Here is a 13,228-nt window from a genome sequence, read left to right as displayed (position 1 = left end):
AGTGCCATGTCTATCGCCCGCCTGCCAGCCGCCAGCCTATGGTTGATCGTCAGTGGCTGCTTACTGCTGATGCTGTCGTTCGGCCTGCGCTCGAGCTTCGGCCTGTTCGTGCAGCCGATCCAGGAGGTCAACGATTGGGGACGTGATGTCATGGGGCTGGCCCTGGCGATCCAGAATCTCGCCTGGGGGGTGATCGCGGTGCTGGCGGGTGGACTGGCCGACCGCTTCGGTAACGTCAAAGTGCTGGTTGCCGGCGCCGTGCTGTACGCCCTAGGGATCTGGATGACCGCCGATGTGGCATCGGTCTGGATGCTGAATGGCGGTGCTGGGTTCCTGATTGGGGCGGGGGTGGCCGGTACTGCCTTTGGCATCGTATTGCCGGCGATGGCGCGGGCCGTGTCGCCTTCCCAACAGCAGTCGGTGCTGGGCGTGGGCACGGCCGCAGGTTCCATGGGCCAGTTCCTGTTGGTGCCAGTGATCCAGCGGCTGATCGATGGCCTCGGCTGGAGCGGTGCCTTGCATGTGATGGCCGTGATGGCGCTGGGCATGGCAGTTCTGGCCATGCCCCTGGCGGCCCGCCAGGGTGCGGCGGGGTCGAACAAGATGGAACCTGGAACACAGCAGGCCGAGCAACGGCTTCGGGAGACCCTGAGCCTGGCGCGTGGCCATGCGTCCTTTTGGATGTTGACGTTGGGGTTCTTCGTCTGTGGCTTTCATATCGGCTTCATCACGGTGCACTTGCCTCCTTTCCTCGCCGACGCCGGCTTCGACCCGTCCGTCGCCGCTTGGTCAATCAGCCTGATCGGGCTTTGCAACGTGGCGGGGGCGCTGCTGTCTGGAACCTGTTCCGGACGTTTCTCCATGCGCACTGTGCTGATCGTGATCTATGGCGGGCGCGCCGTCGCCATTACGCTGTTTCTGTTGCTGCCGTTGAGTCTGCCTTCGGTGCTGGGGTTCAGCGCCGTCATGGGACTGCTGTGGCTGGCTACCGTCCCGCCGACCACGGGGCTGGTCGTGGCGATGTTCGGCACTCGCTACATGGCGACCCTGTACGGGGTGGTTTTTTTGGGACACCAACTCGGCAGCTTCAGCGGCGTCTGGCTGGGCGGTTGGCTCTTCGAGACGACGGGCAGCTACGACAGCCTGTGGTGGACGGCCGTCGCCCTGAGCCTGGTCGCCGTGGCACTGCACTGGCCTATCAGCGAGCGTCCTGCCCTGGATAAAGGGCGGCCGGCATCGGCATAGCCATCGCGTGTGACTGTGACTGCCGGCTATGCCCGGTGCGACTCGCCTGACCTTAACAACGGCATGCTGGCGGCGACGGTCGTTCGAGGAGGGCGTCTGTCTTGGTTGCGGGTAAAGACAGGGGCGCGTCTCTGTGCGTCAAGGCAGCGAGAAATAAAAAGCGGCGCCATGCGGCGCCGCCAAGCAAGCCAGTGCTGGAGGAGACGTGGCTCAGAAGTCGAGCTGGTAGCTCAGGGTCAGGGTCCGCCCCCGGCCCTTGAAGTAAAGATCGTCTTCGAGCGCGGACGACTGGGGGAACGACTGTGAGTAGTAGGTGAAGTAGTCCTTGTCGGTGAGGTTCTCGACGCCCAGGCTGGCGCGGCCCACCGGCAGGCGATAGGCCAGCGAGGCGTCGATCAGGCCGTAGCCGTCGAACTCGATCGCCGGGTCGTCGAAGCTGCGGTCGCGGTAATAGCTGTACTGCAGGTGTGAGGAGAGCTTGTCGTTCCAGGCCGCGCTCCAGGCCAGCTTGAGGGTATCCGGGGCCAGGTCGCGGCCTGTCAGCTTGGTGTCCACGCTGCCGTCGCCGTCGGTATCGGATTCGCCCTCGGCGTGGGTGTAGGAGAGCCGCAACTGGTGGGCGTCGCTCACCCGCGTCTCACCGGTGATCTCGAAGCCCTGAATCTCGGTCTTCTCCCGCTGGACACGGTAGTTGCCGGCGTCGTCGGGCTGGATGCGCTGGCCCAGGTCGGAGTTGGACTCGTAGTAGCTCAGCTCGAGCCCATAACGGTCCCAGTTGAAGCGGGCGCCGATCTCGCGATTGTCGGTGACGATGGGCGAGAGGTCGATCAGGGTGTCGACGTCCTGGCCGGGGGTGCTGACGCCCCGCAGTACACGCCCCACGTCGGGCATGCCGAAGCCTTCGGAGTAGTTGGCATAGAGCTGGGCCCAGTCGGTGGCCTGGTAGACGATGCCGGCGTTGAACAGCGTCTCGTCGAAGTCGGGGTTGCCGCCATCCACCGAGACCAGGTCATTCTCGACGCTGGTGCCGCGGTCCACGGTCGAGTAGTCGTCGACGCTCAGTTTGGCATGCTCCTGGCGAACGCCGGCATGCAGGCTCAGCGAGTCGGTCAGGTCGACGTCGCCCTGCAGGAAAGCCGCCACGTTGCGGAACTGGCTCTCGGGGACATACTGACGACCGGTCTGCACCAGCACCTGCTGGGTCTCGTCCTGCAACAGGTCGAGGCCGGTGGTCAGGGTCAGGCGATCGTTCAGCAGGCCGTCGCGGCTCAGCGTGAACTTGGCGCCGACCTTGTCGGATTCGTTGCGTGTCTGGTCGTAGAGGGTATTGCCGGCACTGTCCTGGTAGGGGAAGGAGCCCAGGCCGGTGGCGCCGAACTGGGCGCGAAAGCGCTGGGTGTAGAGTTGGGCGTCGACGCTGTTGCCGTACCAGTCGGCGTGAGAATAGGACAGCCGGGCGGTGGTGACCTCGTTATAGCCAGGGTCGCCGTCAGGATTCCCCTTGCGCGCGCTGGTCGCGATGCCGGCGGAGCGATCGCCGGATACCGGCACATAGTCGTCGTTAATATCGAGATCGAAATGGTTGAGGGAGAGTTCGAGGTTCTGGTCCTCATCGATCCAGTAGCCCGCCTTGGCCAGCAGGTCGTAGCTCTCCGAGTTCTGGATCTCGCCATGATAGGCGATGCCCACCGGTTCATCGTTGCCGTCGTAGAAGACGCCGCGCTCCTGGCGGCTGGCGGCTACCACGTAGTCCCAGTCGCCCTGCTGGCCGCTGAGCCGATAGTCCAGCTTGTGGCCGAAGCCCTCCGACTCGAAGTCGTCGTCGCTGGTCAGGCTGATGCCGACATGCTGGCGGATGCCGGCGCCATCCGGTTTCTTGGTCACGTAGTTGATGATGCCGCCGGTGGCGCCCAGGCCGTGCTCGGCGCTGGCGCCGTGGATGACCTCGATGCGCTCGACCATGGACAGGTCGATGGCATAGCTGTCGCGTCCGCCGTCGCGCAGCGGGTTGGACTGAGGCACGCCGTCGATCATGAACAGCACCGAGCGGCCGCGGAAGGTCTCGCCGGTATTGTTGAGTTTCTGGCGGCTGGGCGAGTAGGAGGGGATCAGGTTGCTGAGCACCTGACTGGGGTCCTGGGTGATCGCCAACTGCTGCTCGATCTGCTCGCGGCTGATGATGGTGACCTTCTGCGGGGTCTCGCCTGCGCTGCTGCGGTTGCGGGTCGCGGTGATCACCAGCGGGTTCAGCTCGTTGCCGCCGGTGGCCGCCTGGGGAGCGTCGGCGGCCGTGCCGGCCTGGGCGAAGACCGTGGCGGGCAGGGTGGAGCAGAGGGCGAGGGGCAGCAGGCGCAGTCGAGATCGGCGCTGTCGTTGTGGCATTGACATGGTGAGGAATGTCCCTTGTTCGATTCGATATATGCGTTTTTTGTTGTTGATCGACGCTGTGTCGGTAAAATACGAAGCGAACGATAACGTTTTTCATTTGCGGCTGCAATGCAGCCGCAAGACCATGGCGGGTGGTCCAGGTCTCGGGTGCTGGCGCCTTGACGTGAGTGCCCAGCGGCGCACAATGCCCCCGCCTTTCGACCTGGGACAAGGATTCATCGTGGAGCTGTTGCGCGTCGTCTTTCGCCACTATCGCTGGCCCTTCCTGGCCGTCATGCTGCTCAGCCTGGCCAGCGCCGGGCTCGGCATCGGCGCCATCGCCTTCATCAACCAGCGGCTGATCGAGACGGTCGGTGATCCGGCGGGCGTGCTGCCGGCCTTCCTCGGCGTGATCGTCGCGCTGCTGGTGGTCACCCTGGCCGCCCAGCTGGCGCTGACCTCACTGGGGCACCATTTCGTCTATGGCCTGCGCGGTCGCCTGGTCAAGCAGATCCTGGATACCGATGTGGAGCGGCTGGAACGGCTGGGCAGCGCCGAGCTGCTGGCCAGCCTGTCGAGCGACGTGCGCAACATCACCATCGCCTTCGTGCGATTGCCCGAGCTGGTGCAGGGCGTGGTGCTGACCGCCGGGTCGGCGCTGTACCTGGGCTGGTTGTCGCCCGGATTGCTGGCGGTGACGGCGCTGTGGCTGGCGGTCACCATCGCCGGCGGCTCCTGGCTGGTGGCGCGGGTCTACCGGCATCTGGCGCAGGTGCGCGAGAGCGAGGATCGGCTCTACCGCGACTACGAGGCGGTCATCCACGGCCGCAAGGAGCTGGCGCTCAACCGCGGGCGGGCGCGGCGCCTCTACCGGGAGCGCTACGAGCCGGATGCCCGCGACTATCGGGGCCACATCATTCGCGCCGACACCTACCACCTGAGCGCCGTCAACTGGTCGAACATCATGATGCTGGGTGCCATCGGCGTGGTGTTCTACCTGGCCAACGGGCTGGGCTGGGCCAGCACCTCGGTGGCGGCCACCTATTCGCTGACCCTGCTGTTCCTGCGTACGCCCTTGATCCAGGCGGTAGGGGCCCTGCCGACGCTGCTGAGCGCTCAGGTGGCCTTCGACAAGATCGCCGCGCTGGAGCTGGCCGAGCCGCAGACGGACTTTGCGGTGGCCGAGGTCCCGGCGGGCGACTGGCAGACCCTGAGCCTGCGCGGCGTGAGCTTCCGCTATGCCGGCGACAATGGGGCGCCGGGCTTTCGGGTCGGCCCCCTGGACCTGACCCTGCGTCGCGGCGAGCTGGTGTTCCTGATCGGCGGCAACGGCAGCGGCAAGTCGACCCTGGCGAAGCTGCTGACCGGCCTGTATCGCCCCGAGGCGGGGGAGCTGCTGCTGGACGGCGAGCCGATGCACGAGGCCAACCGAGCGGCGTATCGCCAGCGGTTCTCCGCGGTGTTCACCGACTTCCACCAGTTCACGGACCTGGTCGGCCCCGAGGGCGCGACGCCCGATCCGGCGCTGGTCGAGGCGTGGCTCGAGTACCTGGCGATGCGTGACAAGCTGGCGTTCGAGGGCCAGCGCGTGACCAACCCGGAGCTCTCCCAGGGGCAGCGCAAGCGCCTGGCGCTGCTGATGGCCGTTGCCGAGCAGCGCGATATCCTGCTGCTCGACGAGTGGGCCGCCGACCAGGACCCGCAGTTCCGACGGGTCTTCTACCATGAGCTGTTGCCGCGGCTCAGGGACATGGGCAAGACGGTGCTGGCCATTAGCCACGATGATCATTACTTCGACCGTGCCGACCGCCTGCTGGAGATGCGCGATGGACGGCTGAGCGAGCTGACAGGGCGGCAGCGAGAGCGGGTCAGCCGCGATGCCGTGGCACGGCTGGACGAAGCGACGCCTTGAGGATGGCGCAAGGGGGAGCGCGTTCGTGATGCCAGCGGGTGGCGGGGCGGGAAGGGAATTGCCTATCTAAATAAAAGCGATTATCATCCACAAGATCGCTAATGTCGAACATATCGTTCCGTACTGGCTCTCCCTTGCTCCCTGTTCTCCGAGGCATACAACATGCGTGCATCATCCCGCCCGTGGCGGTTGTCTCCCCTGACCGCTGCCGTCCGCTATGGCCTGGGCCTCTCCCTGGTCGGCGCGTCCTCCCTGGCGCTGGCCCAGGACGACGCCGCCGAGATGGCGTCCGACACCCTGGTCGTCAGTGCCACCGCCCTGAAGGTGGCCACCCCGCTGGTGGAGACGCCGCGCCCGGTCTCGACGGTCGAGCGGGAAGAGCTCGACGAACGCAACGTCCAGCGCCTCGACGAGACATTCCGCTACCGGGCCGGCGTGCTCTCCGGCCATTACGGGGCGGATAACGATACCGACTGGTTCAAGGTGAGGGGCTTCGACCAGTCCACCTATCAGGATGGCTTGCGCATTTATCGGACCGGCTACTACCAGTGGCTGCCCGAGCCCTATGGCCTGCAAAGCGTCGACGTCTTCAAGGGGCCGTCATCGATCCTCTACGGCGAGGCGCCGGCGGGTGGCCTGATCAACGCCGTCAGCAAGCGACCCACCGCCGAGCGCCAGGGCGAGATCGAGCTTCAGTTCGGCAATCGCGACCATCGCCAGTTCGCCTTCGATACCTCGGGGCCTGCGACCGAGAGCGGCGACGTGCGCTATCGTCTGGTGGGGCTCTACAAGGAGCGCGACGGCGATCTCGACCACACCGACAACGAGCGCTACTACTTCGCACCGAGCCTGGCGGTGGATCTCAGCGACGATACCAGCGTGACCTTCCTGGCCAGCGTGCAGAAGGATGACGGGGTACCGACCAATCCCTTCAAGCTGCTCTACGGCACCGTTCAGGACACCCCGTTCGGCAAGGTCGATCCGCAGACCAGCTACGGCGAGCCGGACTACGACAAGAACGAGCGTACCCAGGCGTCGATCGGCTATGAGCTGCGCCATCGTCTCGACGATACCTGGCGCTTCGAGCAGAACCTGCGCTACAGCCACATGGACCTGGCGCTGCGCAGCACCTATGTGCTGGCCCAGCTCGACGAGCGCACCGCCGGCCGCGGCCTGGTCTACCGCGATGGCGAGATCGACAGCTGGACGATGGACAACCGCCTGATCGGCAACTGGTATACCGATCGCACGGAGAACACCTTGCTGCTCGGCGTCGGGTATCAGGACCTGGGCCTCGAGGGCAAGGAAGCCGATCCCTATCCCTTCGGCTCGCCCATCGACATCTTCGATCCCCAGTACGGCAATTTTACCCCGGTGTCCGAGGATCAGTTGACCGATCGCAAGATCGACAAGCAACAGACCGGCCTCTACGTGCAGGACCAGCTGCGAATCGACGACCGCTGGGTGCTGCTCGGCAGCGTGCGCTATGACCAGGCACAGACCGATAACGTCGATCGCACCGCCGGAACCACGCAGCGCGCCGACGACGACCAGGTCTCCTGGTCCGGCGGCGTGATGTATCTCGGCGCCAACGGCATCAATCCCTATCTGAGCTATACCGAGTCCTTCGAACCGCAGGCCAGCGTCGACGACGACGGTCGTCTCTACGAGCCGCTCGAGGGCGAGCAGTGGGAGGCCGGGATCAAGGTGGCGCCCCCGGGGTGGGATGGCTACGTCACCGCGGCGGTCTTCGACCTCGAGCAGCGCAACAGCCTGGTCACCTCGCCCGATGGCGGCCGTCAGGAGCAGAGCGGCAAGCAGACCTCTCGAGGGTTCGAGCTGGAAGGCGTCGGCTATCTCACCGACCAGCTGCAGCTCACCGCCGCCTATACCTACACCGACGCTGAAGATGAAGACGACCAGCGCAAGAGCCTGATTCCGCGTCACCAGGCCTCGACCTGGCTGGATTACGCCTTTCAGGAAGGCGCCTTGCAAGGGCTCAAGCTGGGAGGCGGCGTGCGCTACGTCGGCGGCAGCGTCTACGGCGATGTCTCGGTGCCGGAGTACACCCTGGTCGACGCCATGGCCCGCTACGACTTCGCCGGCAGCTGGCGGGCCCAGGTCAACGTCAACAACCTGACGGACAAGGAGTACATCGCCAGCTGCGACTACTGGTGCTACTACGGTGAATCGCGCAGCGTGATCGGTAGCCTCAGCTACCGTTTCTGAGCGGCTCCGCTCATCGAGCCTCCCGCGCCCGGCCCACTGGCCGGGCGCGGTCGTTTGGGCCAGGCGTCCCAGGCGCGGGAGTGGCCGTGCGGCCGGCTAGCCGCCGAAGGGCGAGGTCGTGGGGGCTGGGTCGAGCAGCGGCAGGTCCGCGGGGGCCTGCCCGCCGGCCACGAACAGCGACAGCCCCAGCATCAGGATGATGGCACCGCCCGCGAAGCCGGCCGCGCGCAGGCAGCGCTCGACGTTCGAGCCGAGCGTCGAGCGCGCGAGGCGGCGCTCGGCCCAGTCCCGGGCCATCACGCTGGCAAGTGCCAGCGCCGAGACCGTCAGGGCCGTGCCCGCGGCCATGGCCAGCACCGCCAGCACGCCGCTCCAGTAGTGCCCGAGCAGGGAGGCGGCGCCGACCAGCAGCACGCTGCCGCTGCAGGGGCGCATGCCGATCGAGACCACCACGGCCAGGGCGCCGCGCCAGTCCTTTGCCTGGTCGGGCGTCAGGTGATGGGCGCAGTCACACTCGTGTGCGTCATGGTCATGGTCGTGAGCATGGGCGTCGGCCCGGTGAGCGTGGCCGTGCCCGGCCAGCGCCCGCCAGCACAGCCAGCCCCCCAGCAGGGCGACGAGCAGGTAGCTGGCCTGCTCGAGCCAGGTCACCGAGCCCATGGCCTGGCGCGTCAGCCAGCCCAGGCCGTGGACCAGCACCGTGACCAGGCCGATGGCCACCAGCGCCTGCAGCAGCGAGGCCAGGCAGGACAGCAGCAGCGCCCGGCGCAGCGCCCCGCCCTGGCTGAGCAGGTAGGTGCTGAGCACCGCCTTGCCGTGGCCGGGGCCGGCGGCATGGAAGACCCCGTAGCCGAAGCTCAGGCCCAGCAGGCTCAGCCAGGCGGTCGTGCCCGGGGCGTCGCTGAGACGGGTGATCGCCTCGGTCAGGGCGCGATGCAGGTCCCGCTGCCAGGCGACCAGCTCCAGGCCGAGGCCCTGGCCGGCGACGTACCAGGCGCTGGCCAGCACCGCCAGGGTCAGCGCGCCGAGCCCGACCAGCCTGGGCCAGCGCCGCGCAGATGTCATGCGCTTCAGCGAGGGCTGCATTGCACTTCTCCCGTTTCGGCGAAGAAGCGTCCCAGTCCTTCCTCCGCCTGTTCGCCGCGGTCGAGGCTCGCCGCCTCGGCGACCTTCGCCGGATCGGGATCGGCGGCCAGGATGCGGGTGGTGCAGTCGGCGCCGGCGACGCGCAGCGCGTCCGGCCTGGGTATTTCGTTGTCCGCCTCGTGCACGACCTCGAGATAGTAGGTCGGGTCATAGATGCGATAGCGCATCGGCGCCCCGTCCAGGGGCTGGGGCGTGGCCAGCGGCAGCCGGAACATCAGCTCGACGCGGCCATCGCGGGCCAGGGTGGTGATGTCGTCGACCTCGCCGAGCGCGACCGGCCGGCCGTCCCGGGTCACGTGGGTGAAGTAGTGCTTGGGCGCGAGGTTATGGCGGATCTCCACGCCGAGCCGGTCGAGGCGTGCCTCCATCGAGGCCTCGCCCTTGGCGGCGCGCAGCTCCTCCAGCAGCAGCTGGCTGTAGAACGGGTCGAGGCGCCAGCGTTGTTCCAGCGCCTCGGCTCGTCCCTGTTCATCCGTCATGACCCGGACCGAGACGTCCACCCAGCCGTGGGGATGGGCCGCGGCCAGCAGCGGCCACAGCGACAGCAGCAGGGTGGCGAGGCCCAGGCCGGCAGGGCGCCGGGCGACCGAGTGCGCAGCGCTCATAGTCGTCTCAGCCCCCACATGAAGTAGGCGCCGCCGAGCAGCGAGGCGACCAGGCCGGCGGGAATCTCCTGGGGGAACAGCAGCTGCCGGCCCAGCCAGTCGGCCAGCACCATCAGCAGGGCGCCGACCAATGCCGCGCCGGCGAGATGCGCACGGGCGCGGGCGAACCCCAGCAGCCGGGCCATGTGGGGCGCCAACAGGCCGACGAACGACAGCGGCCCCACCACCAGGGTTGCGGCGGCGGTGAGCAGGGCCACCAGCAGCAGCAGGGCGAGCCGCGCCCGGCGCAGGTGAATGCCCAGGGCGGCGGCGGTAGCGCCGCCCAGCGGCAGGATATCCAGCCAGCGGGCGAGCGGCGCGGCGGCCATCGTCAGCAGCAGGGCTGCGGCGGCCACGACTCCCGCGCTGGTGGCGTCGACGTAGTAGGTAGAGCCGGACAGCCAGGCGATGATCTGCTGGCCGCGCGGGTCGCCGCCGGCCAGCACCACGGCCTTGATCGCCTCGAACAGCGCGGTGATCGCCACCCCGGTGAGCAGCAGGCGCGCCGGCTGGAAGCCGCTCTTGCGGTTGACCAGCACCAGCACCGCCAGCGCCGTCAGGGCGCCCAGGGTGCCGACGCCGACCAGGGTCAGGTTGCCGGGGGCGGGCAGCAGGAAGATCGCGCCCATCAGGGCGATGGCGCTGCCGCCGCTGATGCCGAGCACCTCGGGGCTGGCCATGGGGTTGGCGGTCAGTCGCTGGATCAGGGTGCCGGCAATGGCCAGCATCACGCCGCAGCCGGCGGCGGCCAGCAGGCGCGGCAGCCGCCACTGCAGCAGCTCGCCATTGGCGGGAGATGCCCACTGCCAGCCGTCACCGCCCTGGCCGGCCAGGGCGGCGATCACCGCCACGCCGAGCAGGGCGATGGCCAGCCCGGCGGCCAGCCGCCGGGGCGCCGGATGCCGGGTGCCGACGGCATGGGCCTCGCGGGGGGGCGACTCGCCGCCGAGGCGCAGGCGGGGGATCAGCCACAGCAGCAGCGGCGCCCCCAGGGCGGCGGTGGTGGCGCCGGTGGGGATCAGCGTCGGCAGGATGCCGGCGTAGCGCTGCAGCAGTTGGTCGGTGGTCGCCAGCAGCAGGGCGCCGAGCAGGGTCGACCAGACCAGCCGCGCTCCCAGCCGGCGGGCGCCGGCCAGGCGCACGATGTTGGGCGCCGCCAGGCCGATGAAGCCGATGATGCCGACCACGCTGACCACGCAGCCGGTCAGGAACACCGCCAGGCCGAGCCCGCCCAGGCGCAGCCACTTGAGCGATACGCCGAGGCTCTTCGCGCCTGCTTCATCCAGTTCCAGCACTCTCAGCGGGCGCAGCAGCCAGGTAGCGAGCAGGGCACCCAGTGCCAGGCGCGGGGCCAGGAAGGCGGCATCCTGCCAGCCGTTCTGGGCCAGCGAGCCGGCGCCCCAGATCAGCAGGCCCTTGAGCGCTTCCTGGTGGAAGAGCAGCAGCACCATGGCCAGCGCGCCGAGGTAGAGATTGACCACCAGCCCGCTGAGCACCACCACCACCGGCGACAGCCCGCGCCGCCAGGCAAGCAGGAACACCAGCCCCATGGCCAGGCCACCGCCGGCCAGGGCCACCCACTCGCGACCCAGCGCCAGCAGGCCCGGCGCCGCAAGGCTGGCAGCCATCAGCCCCAGGTTGGCCCCGCTGGCCACGCCCAGGGTAGTGGGCGCCGCCAGCGGGTTGCGCAGCACCTGCTGCATCAGCACCCCGGCCAGCGCCAGGCCGCCCCCGGCCAGCAGCGCCATGGCCAGGCGTGGCCACCAGGCGAAATGCAGCACCAGAGTGTCGGCGGCCGAACCGGGGGCCGCGAGCAGCGCGGTCAGGCCCTCCGCCAGGCCTGGGCCGGCATGCAGGTGGGCGAGCGCCAGTGCTGTCAGCATCAGGCCGAGCAGCAGGCAGGCGCGGCCCGGCGTCAGTCGGCGCGGCGCGGAAGAAGGGTGGGGGAGCGTGTCAGCGGGCATCGTCGTTCTCCAGTGCTGCGACCAGCAGTTCGGCGAAGCGCTGCGCCGAGGGCAGGGCGCCGAAGCTCCATACCGGCGCCAGGGTGAGGGGCGCACCGCGGCTCTCGGCGACCAGCCGCTGCCACAGGCCGCTGTCGGCCAGGGGCGTACGAACACCCGCCGGATAGGGTTCGACCACCACCAGCCGGGCGTCGAGGCCGATCAGCGCCTCGATGGGCACCAGCGCAAAGCCCCAGGCGTTGGTGGTGCCGCTCCAGGCGTTGGTGATGCCCAACCGGTCGAGTACCGCCTGGTAGAGGCCGTTGTCGCCAAATACCCGCACGTGCCGCGCGTCCATGAATTGCACGACCAGCAGGGGCGGAGTGCCCTCGTCGAGCCGCTCGCCGAGGGTCGCCAGGCGTGACTCGGTGGTTTCGATCAGCCGCGTGGCCGCCTCGGGGCGTTCGACGATATCGGCGACCCGGCGGGTCAGCTCGCGCATCTCCGTCCAGGTGTCGCGGCCGGGGCTATAGAGCGACAGGTTGTCCACCGGGGCAATACGCTCGAGGCGCGGGGTGAGGTTGGCGAACATCGGCGAGATCAGGATGCGCGAGGGCGCCAGGCTGGCCAGCAGCTCGAGGTTGGGCTGGGTGCGCAGCCCCAGGTCGGTGACCGAGTCGGGCAGGGTCGGCGCCTTCACCCAGGCGCGATAGGCGTCGACCTGGGCGACCGCCGCGGGCGGCGTGCCGAGAGCGACCAGGGTCTCGGCCACCGTCCAGTCGAGGGTGGCCAGGCGTGGCTGGGCGGCCATGGCCGGGGACGCGCAGAGCAGGGCCAGGGCCGCGAAGAACAGGGCCAGCACGGCGACGAACGGCCGTGCGACGCGGCGCCGAAGAGGGCGGCGAAGGGCAGACACGATAGGCTCCATGATCGATTGAGGGCGCGACTAGTGGGCGATGGCGACCCGGTGCTCGCCGATGGGGTGGCGCATCACGTGCATGGGGATGCCGTAGATGGCCTCGAGGGTATCGCCGGTCATCAGCTCGGGCGGGGTGCCCTGGGCCAGCAGCCGGCCGCCGTGCAGCGCCACCAGGCGGTCGCAGTAGCGCGAGGCCATGTTGATGTCGTGGAGCACGATGATCACGCCGAGGCCGAGCTCCTGGGACAGTCGGCGCGTCAGGGCCAGCACCTCGACCTGATGGGCGATGTCCAGCGCCGCCAGCGGCTCGTCGAGCAGCAGGAAACGGCTGCCCTGGGCCAGCAGCATGGCTAGCCAGACGCGCTGGCGCTCGCCGCCGGAGAGGGTGTCCACCAGCCGGTCGGCGAAGGGCTCGGTATGGGTCAAGGCGATGGCGCGCTCGACCTGCTCGCGATCTTCTCGGGTATGGCGCCCCAGCAGGCCGTGCCAGGGATAGCGCCCCAGCCCGATCAGCTCGCGTCCGGTCAGCGACTCGGCGCTGGGCAGGTGCTGGGGCAGGTAGGCCACCTGGCGGGCGAACTCACGATTGCCCCAGTCGCTCAAGGGGCGGCCGTCGAAGCGGATCTCGCCGCCGCTGGCGGGCTGTTGCTGGGCCAGCAGCTTGAGCAGCGTCGACTTGCCCGAGCCGTTGTGGCCGATCAGGCCATGGACCTGGCCTTCCTCGAAGCGCAGGTCAATGGGAGACAGCAGGCGTTTGCCGTTGACCTCGAAGGTCGCGGCCTGGGCGTCGAACATGGTGGACTCCGTGGCTCGTAGAGTGCGC

9 protein-coding genes are annotated in these 13,228 nt (G+C 68.6%); 3 read left to right on the top strand and 6 right to left on the bottom strand.

Annotated elements, in window-relative coordinates:
* Nucleotides 1–6 precede the first annotated feature (6 nt).
* Nucleotides 7–1,245: an MFS transporter gene (locus FHR96_RS11825; RefSeq protein WP_183387892.1), complete on the top strand. Its 1,239-nt coding sequence runs from the start codon at nt 7–9 to the stop codon at nt 1,243–1,245.
* Between the two features lie 210 nt (nt 1,246–1,455).
* Here FHR96_RS11825 and FHR96_RS11820 read toward each other — a convergent pair whose 3' ends face one another.
* The gene (locus tag FHR96_RS11820; protein WP_183387891.1) at nt 1,456–3,633 is read right to left on the bottom strand and encodes a TonB-dependent receptor; all 2,178 of its coding nucleotides are present in this window, start codon (nt 3,631–3,633) and stop codon (nt 1,456–1,458) included.
* A 220-nt stretch (nt 3,634–3,853) separates the two neighbouring features.
* On the opposite strand from FHR96_RS11820, the gene FHR96_RS11815 reads away from it, so the two are divergent.
* Complete coding sequence (locus tag FHR96_RS11815; RefSeq protein WP_183387890.1) at nt 3,854–5,524, top strand: multidrug ABC transporter permease/ATP-binding protein; 1,671 nt, start codon at nt 3,854–3,856, stop codon at nt 5,522–5,524.
* A gap of 162 nt (nt 5,525–5,686) precedes the next feature.
* Nucleotides 5,687–7,753, top strand: a complete 2,067-nt coding sequence (locus tag FHR96_RS11810; protein ID WP_183387889.1) for a TonB-dependent siderophore receptor — start codon at nt 5,687–5,689, stop codon at nt 7,751–7,753.
* 96 nt (nt 7,754–7,849) lie between these two features.
* Here FHR96_RS11810 and FHR96_RS11805 read toward each other — a convergent pair whose 3' ends face one another.
* The 5 genes from FHR96_RS11805 to FHR96_RS11785 are packed head-to-tail and all read right to left on the bottom strand — an operon-like array spanning nt 7,850 to nt 13,200.
* Nucleotides 7,850–8,839 (bottom strand): nickel/cobalt transporter, encoded by a 990-nt coding sequence (locus FHR96_RS11805; protein WP_183387888.1) that lies wholly within the window; start codon nt 8,837–8,839, stop codon nt 7,850–7,852.
* Nucleotides 8,824–9,504 (bottom strand): DUF1007 family protein, encoded by a 681-nt coding sequence (locus FHR96_RS11800; protein WP_183387887.1) that lies wholly within the window; start codon nt 9,502–9,504, stop codon nt 8,824–8,826. The genes FHR96_RS11805 and FHR96_RS11800 overlap by 16 nt, the downstream gene beginning before the upstream one ends.
* Nucleotides 9,501–11,507, bottom strand: coding sequence for a Fe(3+)-hydroxamate ABC transporter permease FhuB (gene fhuB / locus FHR96_RS11795; protein ID WP_183387886.1), 2,007 nt, complete (start codon nt 11,505–11,507; stop codon nt 9,501–9,503). The genes FHR96_RS11800 and fhuB overlap by 4 nt, the downstream gene beginning before the upstream one ends.
* The gene (locus FHR96_RS11790) at nt 11,497–12,402 is read right to left on the bottom strand and encodes an iron-siderophore ABC transporter substrate-binding protein (protein ID WP_343066365.1); all 906 of its coding nucleotides are present in this window, start codon (nt 12,400–12,402) and stop codon (nt 11,497–11,499) included. Before FHR96_RS11790 ends, fhuB begins: the two co-directional genes overlap by 11 nt.
* Before the next feature lie 30 nt (nt 12,403–12,432).
* Entirely contained in the window at nt 12,433–13,200 is a 768-nt protein-coding gene (locus FHR96_RS11785; protein WP_183387884.1) for an ATP-binding cassette domain-containing protein, read from the bottom strand.
* Between the last annotated feature and the right edge of the window lie 28 nt (nt 13,201–13,228).

The organism is Halomonas organivorans (assembly GCF_014192055.1).
GTDB lineage: Bacteria > Pseudomonadota > Gammaproteobacteria > Pseudomonadales > Halomonadaceae > Halomonas > Halomonas organivorans.
This window is presented reverse-complemented; position numbering and strand designations above follow the sequence as displayed.

Coding starts and splice junctions, on each gene's coding strand:
- fhuB (WP_183387886.1), bottom strand. CDS start 11,507: ATGCCCGCTGACACGCTCCCCCACCCTTCTTCCGCGCCGCGCCGACTG.
- FHR96_RS11825 (WP_183387892.1), top strand. CDS start 7: ATGTCTATCGCCCGCCTGCCAGCCGCCAGCCTATGGTTGATCGTCAGT.
- FHR96_RS11805 (WP_183387888.1), bottom strand. CDS start 8,839: ATGCAGCCCTCGCTGAAGCGCATGACATCTGCGCGGCGCTGGCCCAGG.
- FHR96_RS11820 (WP_183387891.1), bottom strand. CDS start 3,633: ATGTCAATGCCACAACGACAGCGCCGATCTCGACTGCGCCTGCTGCCC.
- FHR96_RS11810 (WP_183387889.1), top strand. CDS start 5,687: ATGCGTGCATCATCCCGCCCGTGGCGGTTGTCTCCCCTGACCGCTGCC.
- FHR96_RS11785 (WP_183387884.1), bottom strand. CDS start 13,200: ATGTTCGACGCCCAGGCCGCGACCTTCGAGGTCAACGGCAAACGCCTG.
- FHR96_RS11800 (WP_183387887.1), bottom strand. CDS start 9,504: ATGAGCGCTGCGCACTCGGTCGCCCGGCGCCCTGCCGGCCTGGGCCTC.